We start from the raw sequence: 18,167 nt of genomic DNA, 5'->3' as shown, positions 1-18,167 counted from the left end.
AGAAAGAGCTAGTCTTTTTTCATGGAAAGGGATGTAGAAATGAATTTGCAACGCGTGGAACAAATTGAGAAAGATCCAATTTTAAATGTGTTACAGTATGCAGTTGGGCCAAGTGAAACTAGCTTAAAGAAAGCAGTTTTATATTATGAAAGTAATAAAGGGACTTTGTACAGATATGAAGAGGAGGCTTGTATAGGTATTGAAATAATCGGAGCAAATAAAGCGAGAATATGTCACATAGCAGTCGCTCCACAATATCGTAATAAAGGAATTGCGTTGCAAATGATAAAAGAAGTAGTAAAAATGCTTCAATTAACTTATATAGAAGCAGAGACAGACAATGAGGCAGTAGAATTTTATAAAAAAATTGGTTTTCAGGTTAAAAGTTTAGGAGAAAGATATCCGGGGATTGAAAGATTTCATTTGTATTTTAAAAATAAAACATAATGAAATAATCTTAGAATATAATATTCGGAAGACGATTTGAAGAAATAGTTCGTTTTTTATTTATCTCGCTATTGGTGGGTAGTAAAGCTCCCACATTAAAATTCGGCTGGAGTAAGGAAGTTAGTTAGTTGGAAGCCTTGCAGCCCATAAATGCCCGATTGGTACGGGCTTCTAATTAGTGGAGGATGCACAAAACCTCCACTGATTCAAGTTTCACTTTATCTGTTCTAATTTTAATAGTAGCTAGTTATTAGTTTTTGACAAAAATGTAAGAAAGGTCGAAATGTTTAGATGATGCAAAGGAAGGAAGCAAAATATGAGTAAATCTATAAATAATGGAACAATTGAGAAGAAACGTGCAGTCTCATTAGATTTAGCAAGGGGTACTATGTTACTATTAATCGTACTTGCTCATGCACCGCTTTACTTATATGCTGCAGATCCTGGAATTATGCATAGGGTGGAAAGCGGTAGTTTTTTTGATCAAATTGTAAACCTTTTTGGTATATTCATAATTGATAACCGTGCAAGAGCGATGTTTGCCGTGTTATTAGGCTACGGCTTGGTTCTAGCACTTGAAGGGCAAATATCAAAAGAGAAAAATGAAAATCATGCTGTGAAAATTGTAAGAAGACGCTCTTGGTATTTAATACTGTTTGGGGTTGTGTTAGCGGTCTTAATTGGAGGGCAAGATATTCTTATGGCCTATGGCGTAGCGGGGCTTCTTGTAAGTCCGCTATTAAAGTGTAAAATGAAAACATTAATTCGAACATTTACGATTATCACTATATTGTATATTATTTTTATTCCAATAATATGGGGATTTAATATGCAAGCAATAGGTGATTACGGTTTTTCACCAGATGTTTCAGCAAAAGACACGTATATTAGTACTACAATGTTACGATTACTTTTCTTTCCTGTTATACCCGTTCTCATCCATTTTATGTTCCCGATTCTTCCTTCTGTAATTCTTGGTTTGTGGATTGCTAGATATCAGTTATTAATAAAACCAGAGCAACATTTGAAAAAATTATATTTTATAACAATTATAGGATTAGCAATTTCCTTAATAGGTGCTTTGCCTCTATCTTTTATAGGGACTGTATGGTATCCAAGTGTATTTACGGCTGGAATGGTAAATGGAATCCATATTTTAACTGGAATTGTTGGAGGATTAGCATATGCAACGGGTTTCGGTATAATAGGGAGTAGATTAAAAAATCTAGGGCACTTTAGCCGTTCATTAATTGCTTTGGGAAAACGCTCATTAACATTTTTTGTTTTGAATGAGGCACTGCTTGTTATACTTTTATCACCTGTAGCATTTGATTTAGGAGGGCTTGTAAGTAACGCTCTTGCTGCATTGATAGCTATAAGTATTTGGATATTGTCTGTCATATTAGCTACAATAATGGAGAAAAACAATCTGAATGGACCATTAGAGATTTTATTGAGACGTTTAATATATAAAAATAACACAATTGAAAGACGACCCGGGTATTAGGTCGTCTTTCAATTTATTATTGTCTATAAATAAAATTATAATCTAATGATAGTTTGTTTTTATTCATGGAATAAAAAGTATAAAATATGCAAATGTGCATATAGAGTTTAGTTTGAAAAAATTAACATATATATTATATAATAAAGTTATATGGAAAAATATAGATAAAAGAAATTAGGTGTATAACACATGAGAATGGATAAAAGTAAATTTATAAAAGTCGCTGCTTCAATAGGAGTATCATCATTTTTATTAACTGGGTGTGGTGATTATGAAGAAGAAACTGTACAGAAAGAAAGTACCGCTGTTAAAACAGATGGTGCAAAGCAAGGCAATGAACAAGAAGCTTTACATTGTGATGATAAAACTCCTACTAATGAAAATGTAGAAAATGATGAGATATGCAAGGAAATTAATCCATCGTTTTCATCGTATAATGAAAACTCACATTTACCGATACTGCCATTCGTAGCAGGATATTTATTAGCAAGCAGAACTTCAAATATGAATTATATAGCAAAACCCAATGTAATGAAGAAACCGTATGCAAATAATATTATTCCATATCGTGAAAAAGACCAAAGTAGAACTGGTGGCAGCGGTGGTGGTGGATACTACGGTGGAACTAACAGTAACACCAATAATTCTTCCAATAAAGTAGATTTAAACAAACAACAGCCCAATTCCTCAAATAAAGTGACACCAGATACAAATACGCCGAAATCATCTACTACTCAAACGCCGAAAGTGAATTCTGGTTCAAGTGGAATTGGAAACGCAAAAGCGCCAGCCGGATCATAACACGAAAGGATAATAGGATCATGTATACAGAACAAGAGCAGAAAGAGTATATGAAAGTATGGTTTTCACTTGCGGAAGAGGCTGGTCGGAATGGTTTTACATGGCCGAGTCTATTAGAAAATGAAGAATGGAATCAATATATGGCAACAGGTATGTATCGTATGCCAGTAAAAACTTATACTGCTATTTCAAAAGCGACAGAGGAAGTTATGTACGTGTTATATAGAACGTATCAATATATTGTCAATACGACAGAAGATTTTCAAAAACTACGATTTCCAGCTGAAACGTGGGAAATTGCGAGAATGAAACATACTGGTTTGTTTTCATATTTTACAAGGTTTGACTTTATCGTAAATGGTGAAGATATAAAGTTAATAGAAGTAAATTGTGACACACCAACAGGTTATTTAGAGCCGTCTGTCGCAAATGAAGTGTTATGCCGTTATCACGATGTGAATCACCCAAATCATATAGAAGAGCATATTGTGCAGGCGTGGGAACAAATTAAACATGACTATAATATAGGTCCTGAAGAGACGATATATTTTACTAGTTATGATTGGCACGATGAAGATCATCAAACAGTTCAATTTTTAAGAAGCTATTGCTTAGATCAATCAACGGACTATATAGGAATACAAGATATCGTCGTTGCAGATGATGGTATATATACGCCAAATGGCGAACGAATCCATTATTTATATAGACTATATCCAATTGAATATTTAGTTTCAGATACCGATAAAAATGAGAAAAGAATTGGACTTCAGCTTTTAGATCATATAGCGCAAGGAAGAGTGAAAATTATTAATCCACCTGCTGCTTTTCTTATGCAAAATAAAAGTGTACTCGCATTAATTTGGCAACTGTTCGAAGAGGGAGTTTTCTTTGAGAAAGAAGAGCGAGAAATCATTCAGAACTACTTCTTACCAACATATTTTACAAATAAACCGTTTATAGAAAGAAATGAATCATATGTTTCTAAACCTTTATACGGCCGTGAAGGCGGAGGAGTATCTATATACGAAAATGATGAACTATTAGCTGAAGATAAAACGAAGTATTACTTTGAACAACGGAAAATATATCAGCAATACATAGAAATGCCTGACTATACAATTGACACATGGGATGGTCCATATACTGGTAAACTATTAATTGGTTCACACTGTATTAGCGGGAGAGCCGCAGGGTTATTTTTACGTGTAGGCGAGAAAATAACGGGAAACTTATCAATGTTTACTGGGGTTACAATTGAAGGATAAAGTAAACGGAGAGCTCATTACAAATGATGAGCTCTTTCGTTTCTGTATAAGGTGTAAATGAGAATGAAAGTTTTTTATTGTTGTGATGTAAAACCTTCACCCTTCTTCATTTCAAAAATCTTCTTACCATCTGTATCTACTATTTTTATTGAATCTCTAAGTTTTGGTACACCAATATACAATACAGGATTTTCATCTTTTCCTTGCCCTTTTTCAATTTGTAATACGATAACGGAAGTGTCTTTTTTGCCTATTACTTTTTGTACTGTAATTTCATCGTTTTTATAGTTTTTTCCAAATGCTAAATATACCAATCTTTTCCCTTCACTAATACTATCATTTGAGTAATGAACCATAGTTGGATCTTCTTGTGCTTTTTCATATAAATTGGTTAGTCCAGATCCACCTTCATTATAACTGGATTTTTCCAAAACCCAATAACTTTCATAGTCATTTTGAGCAGAAACGCATCCATTTAAAGTAATAAGTCCACATAGTAGAAAAGAGTATATAAATTTCTTCATTTATTCACCTTCTTTTGATATTCCGAATCAATACACCATAATTTAACTATTTTCTGTATGATTATATTACAATTTTCTATAGATGTGAAAAATGATTAAGTTAAAAATTAAGAAAAATATGATAATATATGTATGTATTAGTTTTAAAAAAATGGGGGAACAATCGTGAAAATGAATGACATAGTGGCAAGTACACAATTGCCAAATACAATCAAAACAATTACAAATGATTTAAGAAAATTAGGGTTAGAAAAAGGAATGACGGTTATTGTGCATTCTTCGTTGAGTTCTATCGGCTGGATATCTGGTGGGGCAGTTGCGGTAATTGAAGCATTAATGAAAGTTGTTACAAAAGAAGGAACAATCATTATGCCAACGCAATCTTCAGATTTATCTGATCCGAAACATTGGTCAAGACCGCCTGTCCCTGAAGACTGGTGGCAGATTATCCGTGATAATGTACCAGCGTATGATCCTCGCATAACACCAACAAGAGGCATGGGGGAAATAGTTGAATGTTTTCGTACATATCCGAATGTAGTTCGCAGCAATCATCCATTAGGAAGTTTTGCTGCATGGGGAAAACACGCAGAAGAAATAACGATGAATCAGTCACTATCGATGAGTTTAGGAGAGGAATCTCCATTAAGAAAAATATATGATTTAGACGGGAACATATTATTAATTGGTGTTGGTTATGATTCCAACACGTCTGTACATTTATCTGAAGTACGTTCTGGTGCATGTGAGTTAATAAAAGTAGGAGCACCTATTATAGAAAATGGTGAAAGAGTATGGAAAGAGTTTGTTGATATGGATTACGATTCTGATAAGTTTGTAGAAATCGGTGTAGAGTTTGAGCAAAAGGGTACTGTAACAATGGGGAAAATAGGAAACGCAAAGTGCCGTCTTATGAAACAACGTGATATCGTTGATTTTGGAACAGAATGGTTTCGCAAGAAAAATCAGTAAGGGATGGTTATAATGAAGGGGAAAAAGGTATTAATTACAAGTGGTGGTTGTTTAGAAAAATGGGACCAAGTGCGTGGTCATACGAATATGGCAAAAGGAACAATTGGAAGAATAATTGCAGAAGAGCTTATAAGTAAAGGAGCACATGTTATATATTTACACGGTTATTTTGCCGAGAAACCAAACGATATAAATAATCAATTAGAATTACACCCATTCGAAGGAATTGTTGATTTACAAGATAAAATGAAAAGTATTATTACGCATGAAAAGGTCGATGCGGTCATTATGGCAGCTGCTGGATCAGATTGGATTGTGGATAAGATTTGTGATCAAGACGGAAGCGTTCTTGATATGAATGGAAAAATCTCAAGTGATATAGCGCCAATTATTCATTTTCAAAAAGCACCGAAAGTATTAAAACAAATAAAAGAGTGGGATCCAGAAACAGTGCTCGTAGGCTTTAAGCTTGAAAGTGATGTAAATGAAGAAGAACTATTTGAAAGAGCGAAAAATAGAATGGAAGAAGCGAAGGCGAGTGTAATGATTGCAAATTCACCACATTCTTTATATTCACGCGGAGCGGTGCACTACGTAATTGGACAAGACGGTAAAGGGAAGTTATGTAATGGAAAAGATGAAACAGCGAAAGAAATTGTCAAAAGGTTAGAGTTACTATGTAATCGCATTACTGCTTTATAATTTTAAGTATTTGGATAAGAGTGAATCCGCATAGTATATATAGGTAAGCGAAACTTTAATTTATTGGAATTTTACTTTTACACAAACGTTAACCATTCAAGATGGATACATAGAATAATTGGTGAGGAGTGGATTCTATGGAACATTTATTAAAGCAAGCTATTAAACTAAGAAATGAAAAGAAATATGCGCAATCTAGAGAGATTCTTATGGGGTTAACCAATTTTACGCGGGATGCAGAAGTGCTTTTTCAATGTGCCTGGATACATGATGTAATGGGACTTGAAACAGACGCTGTGCCGTATTATGAACAGGCAATTGCAAATGGTCTTGATGGGGAGTCACTTTGCGGTGCATATATCGGTCTTGGCAGTACATATCGTTGTATAGGTGAGTATGACAAAGCAATTACTGTTTTAGAAACAGGTTTGCAGCAGTTTCCGGATAATGACGTGATGAAAGTATTTTTGTCATTAGCAAAATATAATGTAAATGACCATGAATCTGCGATGAAATTATTACTTGAAACGGTGATAAAAGTAGACGAAGTTAAAGAATTTGAACGTGCCATTTCATTTTATAAAGACCGTTTAGACGAAGTTTTTAAATAAAGGAGTGAACGTATGAGTGTCACACTTTCGCGAAGGCGGAAAGGTATTTGGATTGGAATCGTATCTTTAATCTTGTTATCAAACTATTTATTATATGCTCTTCCAATTGTACCAGCTGCTCCGAAAGAAGTAGTGCTTGGTTCTTTATTAGATTGTATGTTTGTAATTCCAATCATTACGTATTTCTTTATTATTCGAAAAAGATACTCGTTAACGTATATATTGCCTGTTGTAATAGCCGGATATATATTTGCAAAATCTATTATTCCAAGCGACTATTTACAAGCTTTTTCATACGTTTCTTATATTATAGTTGCAGGAGAAATTGCTTTTGTATGTTTAGAGTTATTCCTTCTATATAAAATTGTTAGAAAGCTTCCTACCATAATAAAAAGATATAAAGAATATAAAAGTGAGTATTCTTCATTTTCTTATGCAATTGATGCAGCGTTTGACTCAAATATGAAAAGAAATACGTTAGTAGATGTCATTTTAACAGAGTGTAAGTTAGTCTATTATGCATTTTTTTCATGGCGTGTAAAAGTGCCAGAAGGTGAATCCGTATACTCATATCACAAAAAGACAGGTGCAATAGGTGTATATGTTATGATAATCCATGCGACCTTAATAGAAAGTATCGGTTTTCATTATTTGTTTCATCAATGGAATCCAGTAATAGCATGGGTGTTACTTATTTTAAATGTATATGCAATGTTTTATTTTTTAGCTGAAATACAAGCAATACGTAAAAATCCAATTATTGTTGCGGAAGAAAAGGTAATCATTCAAATTGGATTAGGAAAGAAAATGGTTATACCATTTACACAAATTGAAACAATTACGTTTTATAAAGGAGAAAGTTTAAAGAAAGAGAAAGAAGTTCTTGACGCAACTGTGATGGAATTTATAAAGGAACCACCAACATTTGAAATAACACTAAAAGAGCCAGTGAAAGCACAATTGTTATATGGATTTTCTAAAACAGTAAGTCGTGTTCACTTAAATGTTGATGAGGAACGGAAATTTTATGATGCGGTTACGGAGAAGTTCTAACGTGAATAATGCTATTGGAGTTCCTTCTAATTTAGAAGGGGCTTTTTTGTGGAGTAGAAAATGAGATTATATGGATTTTATCTTTAAAAACAAGAAACAAATTGACTGAACGCTTTCTTAGTGGAAATATAAAGGGATATAATGAAAGAACTAAAATAAAAGGGGAAATAAAAAAATGAGTTGCTTATGTACGTCAGACATTGAAATTATTGAAAGAAAAATCCGATATGATGGTACAACCGTAGACCATGCTTGTTTACTAATAGAAGCGCAGCGGGACAAAATTATTTTATATCATGAAGTACAGTACTCTTTTACAATGGCAGCGAACGATATGAAGTTAACGATCCCGAAAGGAAGTTATACAATTGCATACTACTGGGCAAATCGTCCATACAATTTATACATATGGAGAGATAAGAATGGAATGTATTTAGGCTCTTATTTTAATGTTGTAAAAAATACGCAAATAACAGGCGAAGTAGTTTCCTTTGAAGATTTAATCATCGATATTATGGTACTTCCAAATGGAGAATATTTTATATTGGATGAGGATGAATTACCAGAGCCGTTAGGAAACTTTGAAGATGGATATGTGAAGGAAGCTCTTTATGCATTAACAGGTAATATTCAAGAGTTACTTTCCGCAATTATTTTAGAGACGAATACATTCTTTAAAAATGGGTTATGGAAGAAATAGTTAAATTTTAACAAAACCTAGTTGACTCATCGGAAAAATTTGTATAATATGTAGTTAATTCTATAACATATTGCTGATTGGAGAAACCAAAGGCATTTTATCTATTGATAAAGTGCCTTTGGTTTTTTTATTGCACAAATACTGAATTTATTCATTTAGATGAATCATTTCAAGGAGGGGAAAAAGTGACTGTTTCAATTGATGGGGTATCAAAATATTTTTCGAAACAAACCGGTACTGTTCAAGTATTAGAAGATATTAATTTTCAATTAGAGAAAGGGGATTTTGTAACTGTAATTGGACCGAGTGGTTGTGGAAAAAGTACATTATTAAAAATTGTTGCTGGTTTAGACAACGATTTTGAAGGTGAAATTATTATTGATGGGGAGCATATAACAAAACCGAGTAAGAAACAAGGGTTTATTTTTCAAGAACACCGCTTGTTTCCGTGGTTAACAGTAGAAGAAAATATTGCTGCAGATTTGTCGCTAAAAGATAAGTATGTAAAGGATAAGGTAAAGGAATGGGTTGGAATTGTTCGATTAGACGGTTTTGAAAAATCATATCCGAAAGAAATATCAGGCGGGATGTCACAACGTGTTGCAATTGCGAGAGCTTTATTAAGAGATCCGAATGTATTATTACTTGATGAACCATTTGGGGCATTGGATGCTTTTACTCGAAGTCATTTGCAAGAAGTGTTGCTGAACATTTGGGAACAAAAGAAAACGACAATGATATTTGTTACTCATGATATAGACGAGGCGATATATCTTTCAAACCGAATTATCATCATGAGTGCAAAGCCTGGGAAAATACATAAAGTTATTGAAAATAGTTTGCCTTATCCGCGGAATAAAACTTCTCAATCGTTCCAACAACTTCGAACGAAAGTGCTACATCAGTTTGAACACGGGGGACTAATTCAAACAAGTATATAGGAAAAGGGTGGATTATATATGTATAAAAAATGTAAGGTCCTTTCTTTTGCATTAGTTATATCTTTATTTTTATTAGGATGTGAAAAAAGCACTGCAAGTAGTAAGAAAGAAGAGGTAACAATACAAATTGGTATACAGCAAGGATTAAGCCCGCTCTTACTGGCACAGAAAAAAGGGTGGTTTGAAGAGGAGTTTAAAAAAGAAAGAGTTAAGGTGAAATGGACAGAGTTTCAAAGCGGACCTCCTTATTTTGAGGCAATCGCATCAAATCGGTTGGATTTTGGTGAAGTGGGGAACTCCCCAGTTATTTCAGCGCAAGCAGCAGGTATTGAATTTACTGAAATTGCTAATACAAGTTATGCGAGAAAAGGAACAGGAATTCTTGTACAAAAAGATAGCAAGATTACGAGTGTAAAAGATTTAAAAGGTAAAAAAATTGCAGTAGCAAAAGGAAGTAGCGCATTTAATTTATTATATCGAGCATTAGAAAAAGAAGGTATAAATGCGAAAGATGTAAATGTCATTCAACTGCAACCAGATGAAGCGCAGCCGGCATTTGAATCCGGATCAGTAGATGCATGGGCCATTTGGGATCCATTCATTTCACTACATACGTTAAATAAAGGGGCAAAGGTTATTGCAGATGGTGAACTATTAAATGTTTCTTCACCAGAGTTTTTAATTGCGAGAACAAAATTTGCGAAGGAGCATCCAGAATTAGTTGAGAAATTCCTTAAAGTTTATGAAAAAGCACGTGTATGGCAAGAGTCAAACTTAGATGAAGCGATAAAAATATATACTTCTGCAAAGAAAATAGATGCCGAAATTGTAAAAGAAGTGTTTAATCACGACAAACCAATTTTAGTTCCAGTAACGAAAGAAATAATAGCGGAACAGCAAAAGACAGCGGATTTTCAATATAAGCTCGGTTCTATAAAGAAAGAAATTAAGACAGATAAAGTAGTAGACAATTCTTTCGTAGAAAAAGCGTTAAAGGCGAAATGAAAAGAGGTTTTGTAAATTGGAGAATACGAAAGCTTTTATGAAAAGGGCGAGTATAACGATTGGCAAAAACAATGTAAAGAAAGTGCGAAAGAAGAATGGAAAAGTGCTAGTGAGAGCGATTACTATACCGATTATCGTATTAATTATTTGGCAGCTATCCGGCGTATTCGATTTAGTTTCTAAAACAGTTTTACCAACGCCATTAGATATATTTCTAGCTTTTCAAGAACTTATAAAAACAGGAGAGTTATTCGGTCATTTAAGTATTAGTGTATTCAGGGCAGCGGCTGGTTTCTTTATTGGCGGGAGTTTAGGAATTATTTTAGGAACGATTGTTGGATTTTCAACGAGAAGTGAGCAATATTTAGATCCGTCAGTACAGATGTTAAGAACTGTACCCCATTTAGCAGTTGCACCGCTTTTCGTATTATGGTTCGGTTTTGGAGAAACATCGAAAGTATTATTAATTGCGGACGGTGCATTTTTTCCTTTATACGTAAACGCGTTTTTAGGGATACGAGGTGTAGATTCAAAGCTATTTGATGTCGCGAGAGTGTTAGAGTTTAGTAAAAGAAAATTAATTACAAAATTGATTTTACCAGCGGCATTGCCGAACTTATTACTCGGAGCAAGGTTATCTTTAGGAGTTGCATGGGTGAGTTTAGTAGTAGCAGAACTTATGGGGTCTACAGAAGGTATCGGCTATATGATTATGGATGCAAGGCAATTTTCAAATACAGATATCGTATTTGTCGGCATTATTATTTTTGCATTCGTTGGGAAGTTTTCTGATTCACTCGTACGTTTACTAGAAGTGAAGTTTTTAAGATGGCGAGATAATTTTAAAGGAGAGACAGGGAATTAACATATAAATTATTAGGGGTAATTTATATAGAGTATGTTAGTATACATTTCAAAATAAATAAGGGGTGTGTAAAGGTATGGAATTATTATGGTTTATTCCAGCTTATGGAGATGGTCGATATTTAGGAACGACAAAAAGAGGAAGAGCAGCTGAATATGGTTATTATAAGCAAGTTGCACAGGCAGCTGATTATTTAGGATATACTGGTGTATTACTTCCAACTGGTCAAGGTTGTGAAGATCCATGGGTGTTAGCATCAGCTCTTGCGGCTGAGACAGAGAAATTAAAATTTTTAGTAGCGGTTAGACCAGGGTTAATGTCACCGACAGTTGCAGCGAGGATGGCATCTACATTTGATAGAATTTCAGATGGGAGATTACTTATTAATGTAGTAGCTGGAGGAGATCCTGTTGAATTGCAAGGTGATGGATTGTATCTTGAACATGATGAAAGATATGAAGTTGCAGATGAATTTTTAAAGGTTTGGAAGTCAGTATTACAAGGTGAAACAATCTCTTTAGAAGGAAAACATATTAAAGTTACGGAGAGTAAAGTTGTATTTCCTCCGGTTCAAACACCGTATCCACCAATTTATTTTGGCGGATCGTCCGCTGCAGGTAAAGAAGTTGCGGCTGAACATAGTGATGTATATTTAACGTGGGGAGAGCCACCAGAGCAAGTGAAAGAGAAAATAGATGAAGTAAAAAAACTTGCGGAAGAGAAGGGGCGTAACGTACGATTTGGAATTAGACTACACGTAATTGTAAGAGAGACAGAAGAAGAAGCATGGGAAGAGGCTGAAAGGTTAATCCAATATGTAGATAATGAAACAATTGAGCTCGCTCAAAAAACATTTGCAAGATATGATTCAGTCGGACAAAAACGAATGACACATTTAAATAAAGGTACGAGAGAGTCGTTAGAGATCAGTCCTAACTTATGGGCTGGAATTGGGCTTGTAAGAGGTGGTGCGGGTACTGCGCTTGTTGGAGATCCGCATACAGTAGCAGAAAGAATAAAAGAATATGAAGCGTTAGGAATTGATACGTTTGTATTATCGGGATACCCCCATTTAGAAGAGGCATATGAAGTGGCAGAACTGTTATTTCCTTTATTGAAAGACGAGAAGAAACAAGAAAATAAAATTATTGGTGAAATGATAGCTGATGCATATGCTTTAAAAAAATAGTGAGAAATAAAGTTGATCCAATCGGGCATTAACAGGCAGTTTCACCTATGTTTGCTTCATTTTGTTTACTGCCTGTTAATACGGGATAAAAAAACTCGCAAGTAATTCACTTGCGGGTTTTCATCGTAAACTATTAGAAAATATGGTAAAATTAAATAGTAACTTAAGGTACGGTTGGTTGTTCAATTATCACTTCTCCAAAGTAGGAGGGGGGTGATAATACGTGAGTGAAATAGCGTTGCTACTGCAGGGTGGACTGTTTCTCGTTGCATTGTTAACGTTCGTCGTCGTTTTAATAGACAAGCTCAAAAAATAACAACCCACCTATGCCAATAGAATGTGGGTTGTTTTGTTTGTAAGAAACAAATAGGATAAATGAACAATCCAATCTGCTAAGTTACGTGGACTAGTGTGTAGCCGCACACTAGTCTTTTTTTATTTATATACAATTAATAATTGGTTTATGTGATTGTATTGTTCTTTTCATACTTATTATAACACAGTGTCTTTTCATCAAGAAAGGAGACCGTATGTTCTGATTTCGATTAAATAGAAGGTTTTCTTTCTTTAAATAGCCCATCCATATACTGTTTTAAAGTTTGGACATAAAATTCCTGCCTATTTACATCATTTACGCCGACAATTGGAGATGAAAGTTCATATCTCTTTTCTGATAAATGAACGACAACGTCAAATATATCAAATAGACGAATGAAACAGAACAGGCCATCTTTATCGCTTAATAAAATAAAGTAATGGTTCTCGCTATCTGTATTTAATGTATTCCATAAAGAACTTTTACTTAAATCGCGAACTATACTTTTTTCTTTTAATTCCATAAAATCGGCATTTGATAGAATGTTAGAAATATCAATCGCATCTGGATCTTCAAAATAGCCATCAACAGCTTGTACAGCGAAAGTATAAGCCATTTTTAATACGCTCATTTTGTATTTACGGTTATCTAAAAGTAATTCACGTTGAATAGAGCTAGCTACCTTCGTTACACGTTCTTCTTTCCAAATTTCATTATGTAGTGAAATATCGTGCTTTTTACATAGTTTCATAATTAATGCATTGGAATAAAGTATTTCATCACTTACTGCAACAACATCTGTCTCAGCAGCCGCAAGTTCCTCACCATGTTCATTCGTATAGAGCGGGGAATCAATTTGTTTTTTCATTTGCTCAATCTTAAATTGACTTAATTTATGCCGAATTAAGGGACGATCAATATTTGTTGTCATTTCTTCTTGGCAAGTATCACAAATTGAGTTTGTGAAATAATATCCACATAATATTTCGGGGATGACATATTGTTCACTAAGTTCTTTCGTATCTTTTCTGCATATGATGCATTGTGTCATTTTTATCACCTTTACCTGCAAATTTGTATGTAATCTCATTGTAGTGTATTTATTGGTATTTTGGAATATTGTAAAGGAAAATATTATGTGAAATTCTTGCTTATTTTGGTACAATAAAGAGAAGTGCTAGTTTAAAGGAGGACGTTTTTTTGAAATCGAAAGTGCACTTTTGGACATTAGAAGTGCTAATGGTTGTAGCGATCATATTTATTTGCACAAAAATATCGTTTCTATTTCAACCGATTGGTATCTTCATATCAACGTTGTTTTTCCCAATCTTAATCGCGTTATTTTTATACTTCATATTTAACCCATTGTTAGTCTTTTTGGAGAATAAAAAAGTACCTAGAAATTTAGCGATTTTACTGTTATATCTTTTTATTATAACATTAACTGCAGTTGGAGTTGGGGTAGTTGTTCCAACGATCTCACAACAGTTAATGGATTTAGTAAAAAATATGCCCGGTTATATTAAAGAGGGAAAACTATACATACAAGATTTATCCCATCACAGATTATTTGAATGGTTATCTACACAAAACTACGTTTCCATTGAAACAATTGAGAAAAATGCGATTGAATACTTAAAGGATATACCAAACACGATTACGTCGAGTGCAACGGCTTTATTTGGTATTATCACAAACGTTGCATTAGTTATCTTCACAGTACCGTTTATTTTATTTTATATGTTTAAAGATGGACATGCGTTTCCAGGGAAAGCAGTTAGTCTATTACCTGAGTCTTACCGTGAAGAAGGACTTCGTATCATTAAGGAAACGAACGAAACATTATCTGCATATATTCAAGGGCAAGCGCTCGTTTGTATATTTGTAGGTGCTTTTACTTTTATCGGTTATTTAATTATCGATTTACCGTACGCTTTCGTTTTAGGAATTATAGCAGCATTTACAAATATCATTCCTAACTTAGGTCCATTTATCGGTGCAGCACCAGCTGTTATTGTAGGTCTGTTCGTATCTCCGATGCAAGCGTTGTACGTAATTATTATCGTAACAATTGTACAACAGTTTGAAAGTAACATCATTTCACCGCGTATTATGAGTTCAAAATTAAATATCCATCCGTTAACAATTATTATTTTAATTTTAGGGGTAGGTAACTTTGCGGGAATTATCGGAATGATTTTGGCAGTACCAGTTTATGCAGTAACAAAAACAGTTGTATCGAACTTAGTGAGATTGTTTAAGACGAAACGAAGTAATCGAAAATAGTATAAGTTGAGAAAGGTACACCACTTTTTAAGTGGTGTATCTTTGTTTGTTAATCAATGTAAAAAAGTGTATGCATAAACTTTTATTATATATTTATTACATATCAAATATAACGGTAAACTTGTATGATATAGCCTCTATAAAACTATGTGGAATCCCTCTGAACTATCCAAATCATTTCCTCACAGCGTGCTAGCAACATCATAATCGACCCCTTTCAAATTTTATATTTTTAAAGGATTATAGATGAGAGTAGTACTTGCTTCTACGATCTCGAATTTCGTCCATAATCTCTTTATATTGTTCTTCTTGTTTTAATTCAGCTTCAGAAAGGTTCTTTTTCTGAATTGTAATTGTTAAAAAGAATAGGTGAAACTTCATGATACATTCCTCCTTTCGAAAGGAATTATAGATGGCTACAGTAGTGACTTTGACGTTCTTTTACATCCTCCATAGCTTTATTAATTTGATGGTCATGCAATATCTCACTGTCTGAGAACTTAGTTTTTTGAATGGTGATCGTTAAAAAGAATACTTTAAATTTCATTTGTTTTTTCCCCTTTAAAAGTTATTTAGAAAAGACGGCTATAATAAGAGGCTTGACGCTCTTTCACTTCGCCCATAATAGTTTGAATATGTTGCTCACGCAAAATCTCATTCTGTGAAAGCCTACGCTTTTGAATGGTAATCGTTAAAAAGAATGCTTTAAATTTCATTAGGATAATGCTCCTTTAAAAGTTATTTAGAAAAGACGGCTGTAATAAGAAGCTTGGTGCTCTTTTACTTCGTCCATAATAGTTTGAATGTGTTGCTCATGCATAATCTCACTTTGAGAAAGCTTACGTTTTTGAATGGTGATTATTAAAAAGAATGCTTTAAATTTCATGAAGGTAATGCTCCTTTAAAATATATTTTTAATACATTTGCGTATAGTATGAACTTTTAATGTCAGTCATTTTATCAGTCAGTTGTTTTAATTGTTGTTTACGAATGATTTCATCTTCAGATAAAGTGTTTTTCTGAAGTACAGTTGTAAAAAAGAAAATATGAAAAGTCATAAATGAATTCCTCCTTTCGAAAAGGAATTACAGGTGATCACAATAAAGCGCTTGGCGCTCCTTAACATCATTCATAGCTTTTTCAATTTGCTCATTATGAAAAATTTCATCTTTGGAAATTGTATTTCTTTGAATCGTAATACTTAAAAACAATACGCTAATAGTCATCGAATGTTGCTCCTTTCTTTAAAAAATAATATAAGAGGCTAAAAAATCGCACAAAAAAGCCACAGGAAGATATAGTTCTCCTATGGCTGGGCGTCAAAAAGCCACAGGAAAGTATACGACCTCCTGTGGCAAATTTATGAATTAATAGAAATAAAGTGCGATTTTCAATTCTCCATTAGGGTGGTCGAATTCATATTTAATTGTCCGAAAAACAAAGGTGCAGTTAACGCTAAAGTTAAAGCATGTAATTGTAATTTCATCATTTCCTTCGACCTCCTTTTAGAATTTTTTCTTACGTTAGTAAGTATATACAATTAATGGATAATTGTAAACATAAAAATTGAAAATTTTTAATTTTGATTAAAATGCGTATATTTTAAAGGATTTTGAGAAGAAGTATTGTAATGAACGAAATATCGATAAAAATGGGGAATGCTAAATGAAATATATGCATCGTATTGTGGTTGTTATGCTAACAATTTTTTTATTTATTACTGCTTGTTCTAGCGGAGAAAGAATAAAAGAAATATCTGATGTTGAACCTGGTCATTTTAAGAAGTATGCTGGGACATACGTTGGTAATAACTCAGATGTGGTTGTAATTGTTAATCATTTACCCGGTGGTGAAACATTTCAAAGTATAAGTTTAGAGAATGAAAGTATAAAGGTAAAATATAGTGCAAATGGAACTCTGACAGAAGACATGGTTGAGACGTATTGGTTTGATGGCAAGGACACAAAGGAGAAGAATTTTCTCTTTAACGTTATTTATCTAGCGATTTTAGTACCAAATGCGAAAAGTTACGAGTTTCAAGTAGAAAATAAAAATTTCACGATAAAAAGAGAAGAGATACTATCAATCTTGTATGAAAAATTTGATGATTTTCCAAAAGAAAATGATATATGGGATAAAAAGAAAGTAGTAAAGTTCCTTAACGATAATAACGAAAAAATTAGACTGCTTATAAATGATAAAGATTTTCGGAAAGATTTATTTGTTAAATATCCAGTGTAGTAGTTGAAATGATGGGAGGAAAAAGGTGGAGTTAGTATACAAAATTATTTATCATCGAATGCAAGATCATTATTTAATTAAGCTAGTACAGGCAATAAAACTCATTAATGAAGAAGATTTGTGGAAACAAAGGGACTCTATTAACTCAATTGGTGGAATCGTACTGCATATTTGTGAACATTTACAGAGAAATACAAATCGTTATAAGGATCCAAATATAGTTTTTGAAAATGGAATTGAGGAGTACTTTCCGGTAAAACAAGTAAGTTCCGAAGTTTTGCTAATAACGGTTGAAGAAATATTTGATGAGTGGGGAAAAACATATATACAGGTATGGGGAGAAAAAAAGTATATGGATTTTTTATAGTTTATTACATTTAATTGAGCGTACAAGTTATCATTTAGGTTAGGATAAGTAGTAGACGAAGAATGTTTATATGTATTATTTCGACAAAATATGACAATCAGTTAATCTGCAATGTGTTATTATAATATAGGAAAATTAAACGGAGGTTAATATCTAGATTGCAATAAAAAATGAAAAGAATTGATATCTGCTTTTTTAAAGTTTACAAAAACACTGAAATTCTATAATTATATCAGGGAGAATGTACAATGGGAGGGTATGAATTTGAAAAAAATAAGAATTAAAAATTTAAGAAGTTTAATTGATACGAAAGAAGTTGAAATTAAGCCATTAACTATTTTAGTTGGTAAAAATAGTACGGGGAAAAGTACT

General features: G+C 33.3%; 25 protein-coding genes and 1 pseudogene. 18 read left to right on the top strand and 8 right to left on the bottom strand.

Going from position 1 to position 18,167, the window contains the following annotated elements; genetic code table 11:
• Window positions 1-39 precede the first annotated feature (39 nt).
• From DN394_RS24435 to DN394_RS24420, 4 genes are all read left to right on the top strand, one after another.
• Window positions 40-447 (top strand): GNAT family N-acetyltransferase, encoded by a 408-nt coding sequence (locus DN394_RS24435; RefSeq protein WP_097918380.1) that lies wholly within the window; start codon window positions 40-42, stop codon window positions 445-447.
• Window positions 448-763: 316 nt separating this feature from the next.
• On the top strand, window positions 764-1,954 hold the full coding sequence (locus DN394_RS24430; protein WP_149294334.1) for a DUF418 domain-containing protein: 1,191 nt from the start codon (window positions 764-766) through the stop codon (window positions 1,952-1,954).
• A 189-nt stretch (window positions 1,955-2,143) separates the two neighbouring features.
• Window positions 2,144-2,755, top strand: a complete 612-nt coding sequence (locus DN394_RS24425) for a hypothetical protein (RefSeq protein WP_149294333.1) — start codon at window positions 2,144-2,146, stop codon at window positions 2,753-2,755.
• Between the two features lie 20 nt (window positions 2,756-2,775).
• On the top strand, window positions 2,776-4,023 hold the full coding sequence (locus tag DN394_RS24420; protein WP_149294332.1) for a glutathionylspermidine synthase family protein: 1,248 nt from the start codon (window positions 2,776-2,778) through the stop codon (window positions 4,021-4,023).
• 74 nt (window positions 4,024-4,097) lie between these two features.
• On the opposite strand, the gene DN394_RS24415 is transcribed toward DN394_RS24420, so the two are convergent.
• Window positions 4,098-4,547, bottom strand: a complete 450-nt coding sequence (locus DN394_RS24415) for a hypothetical protein (RefSeq protein WP_149294331.1) — start codon at window positions 4,545-4,547, stop codon at window positions 4,098-4,100.
• A gap of 171 nt (window positions 4,548-4,718) precedes the next feature.
• On the opposite strand from DN394_RS24415, the gene aacC reads away from it, so the two are divergent.
• The 10 genes from aacC (at window position 4,719) to DN394_RS29550 (ending at window position 12,901) form a co-directional block, all read left to right on the top strand.
• Entirely contained in the window at window positions 4,719-5,519 is an 801-nt protein-coding gene (aacC, locus tag DN394_RS24410) for a BA2930 family N-acetyltransferase (protein WP_141474995.1), read from the top strand.
• A 12-nt stretch (window positions 5,520-5,531) separates the two neighbouring features.
• Window positions 5,532-6,221 (top strand): phosphopantothenoylcysteine decarboxylase domain-containing protein, encoded by a 690-nt coding sequence (locus DN394_RS24405; RefSeq protein WP_098208916.1) that lies wholly within the window; start codon window positions 5,532-5,534, stop codon window positions 6,219-6,221.
• A gap of 137 nt (window positions 6,222-6,358) precedes the next feature.
• On the top strand, window positions 6,359-6,832 hold the full coding sequence (locus tag DN394_RS24400) for a tetratricopeptide repeat protein (RefSeq protein ID WP_141542896.1): 474 nt from the start codon (window positions 6,359-6,361) through the stop codon (window positions 6,830-6,832).
• Window positions 6,833-6,844: 12 nt separating this feature from the next.
• On the top strand, window positions 6,845-7,885 hold the full coding sequence (locus DN394_RS24395; protein WP_098208914.1) for a hypothetical protein: 1,041 nt from the start codon (window positions 6,845-6,847) through the stop codon (window positions 7,883-7,885).
• Window positions 7,886-8,060: 175 nt separating this feature from the next.
• On the top strand, window positions 8,061-8,585 hold the full coding sequence (locus DN394_RS24390) for a ribonuclease FAU-1 family protein (protein WP_098208913.1): 525 nt from the start codon (window positions 8,061-8,063) through the stop codon (window positions 8,583-8,585).
• 185 nt (window positions 8,586-8,770) lie between these two features.
• Window positions 8,771-9,526 (top strand): ABC transporter ATP-binding protein, encoded by a 756-nt coding sequence (locus tag DN394_RS24385; RefSeq protein WP_046959729.1) that lies wholly within the window; start codon window positions 8,771-8,773, stop codon window positions 9,524-9,526.
• An 18-nt stretch (window positions 9,527-9,544) separates the two neighbouring features.
• Window positions 9,545-10,531 carry an aliphatic sulfonate ABC transporter substrate-binding protein gene (locus tag DN394_RS24380; RefSeq protein WP_097918367.1) on the top strand — a complete coding sequence of 329 codons (987 nt, stop codon included), beginning with the start codon at window positions 9,545-9,547 and terminating at the stop codon, window positions 10,529-10,531.
• Between the two features lie 16 nt (window positions 10,532-10,547).
• Window positions 10,548-11,396, top strand: coding sequence for an ABC transporter permease (locus DN394_RS24375; protein ID WP_097918368.1), 849 nt, complete (start codon window positions 10,548-10,550; stop codon window positions 11,394-11,396).
• Window positions 11,397-11,472: 76 nt separating this feature from the next.
• Entirely contained in the window at window positions 11,473-12,585 is a 1,113-nt protein-coding gene (ssuD, locus tag DN394_RS24370) for an FMNH2-dependent alkanesulfonate monooxygenase (protein ID WP_149294330.1), read from the top strand.
• Window positions 12,586-12,808: 223 nt separating this feature from the next.
• Window positions 12,809-12,901, top strand: coding sequence for a putative holin-like toxin (locus tag DN394_RS29550; RefSeq protein ID WP_001289320.1), 93 nt, complete (start codon window positions 12,809-12,811; stop codon window positions 12,899-12,901).
• A gap of 229 nt (window positions 12,902-13,130) precedes the next feature.
• Here the strand turns inward: DN394_RS29550 and DN394_RS24365 are convergent, their stop codons facing one another.
• Entirely contained in the window at window positions 13,131-13,952 is an 822-nt protein-coding gene (locus DN394_RS24365; protein ID WP_000189719.1) for an HNH endonuclease, read from the bottom strand.
• A gap of 149 nt (window positions 13,953-14,101) precedes the next feature.
• On the opposite strand from DN394_RS24365, the gene DN394_RS24360 reads away from it, so the two are divergent.
• On the top strand, window positions 14,102-15,187 hold the full coding sequence (locus DN394_RS24360; protein WP_000837880.1) for an AI-2E family transporter: 1,086 nt from the start codon (window positions 14,102-14,104) through the stop codon (window positions 15,185-15,187).
• Window positions 15,188-15,427: 240 nt separating this feature from the next.
• Here DN394_RS24360 and DN394_RS24355 read toward each other — a convergent pair whose 3' ends face one another.
• From DN394_RS24355 to DN394_RS24330, 6 genes are read right to left on the bottom strand one after another with little or no spacing between them, the layout of a single operon-like run.
• Window positions 15,428-15,568 carry a YrzI family small protein gene (locus tag DN394_RS24355; protein ID WP_000668503.1) on the bottom strand — a complete coding sequence of 47 codons (141 nt, stop codon included), beginning with the start codon at window positions 15,566-15,568 and terminating at the stop codon, window positions 15,428-15,430.
• A gap of 25 nt (window positions 15,569-15,593) precedes the next feature.
• Entirely contained in the window at window positions 15,594-15,734 is a 141-nt protein-coding gene (locus DN394_RS24350) for a YrzI family small protein (RefSeq protein WP_000669812.1), read from the bottom strand.
• Between the two features lie 25 nt (window positions 15,735-15,759).
• Window positions 15,760-15,903, bottom strand: a complete 144-nt coding sequence (locus tag DN394_RS24345) for a YrzI family small protein (RefSeq protein WP_097918370.1) — start codon at window positions 15,901-15,903, stop codon at window positions 15,760-15,762.
• A 26-nt stretch (window positions 15,904-15,929) separates the two neighbouring features.
• Entirely contained in the window at window positions 15,930-16,073 is a 144-nt protein-coding gene (locus tag DN394_RS24340; RefSeq protein WP_060487131.1) for a YrzI family small protein, read from the bottom strand.
• A 28-nt stretch (window positions 16,074-16,101) separates the two neighbouring features.
• A complete protein-coding gene (locus DN394_RS24335; RefSeq protein ID WP_000142721.1) occupies window positions 16,102-16,245 on the bottom strand; it encodes a YrzI family small protein in 144 nt (47 codons plus the stop codon).
• A 27-nt stretch (window positions 16,246-16,272) separates the two neighbouring features.
• Window positions 16,273-16,413: a YrzI family small protein gene (locus DN394_RS24330; RefSeq protein WP_000156189.1), complete on the bottom strand. Its 141-nt coding sequence runs from the start codon at window positions 16,411-16,413 to the stop codon at window positions 16,273-16,275.
• 439 nt (window positions 16,414-16,852) lie between these two features.
• Here DN394_RS24330 and DN394_RS24325 point away from each other — a divergent pair, with 439 nt between their 5' ends.
• From DN394_RS24325 to DN394_RS29880, 3 genes and pseudogenes are all read left to right on the top strand, one after another.
• Window positions 16,853-17,428: a DUF4825 domain-containing protein gene (locus DN394_RS24325; RefSeq protein ID WP_149294329.1), complete on the top strand. Its 576-nt coding sequence runs from the start codon at window positions 16,853-16,855 to the stop codon at window positions 17,426-17,428.
• A gap of 25 nt (window positions 17,429-17,453) precedes the next feature.
• Window positions 17,454-17,835, top strand: a pseudogene (locus DN394_RS24320) (hypothetical protein); the annotation flags it as partial.
• Between the two features lie 218 nt (window positions 17,836-18,053).
• The coding region (locus DN394_RS29880; RefSeq protein ID WP_149294328.1) for an AAA family ATPase at window positions 18,054-18,167 on the top strand (114 nt) is incomplete at its 3' end.

This window comes from Bacillus sp. BB081, assembly GCF_008368895.1.
In the GTDB taxonomy this organism is placed as follows: domain Bacteria; phylum Bacillota; class Bacilli; order Bacillales; family Bacillaceae_G; genus Bacillus_A; species Bacillus_A wiedmannii.
This window is presented reverse-complemented; position numbering and strand designations above follow the sequence as displayed.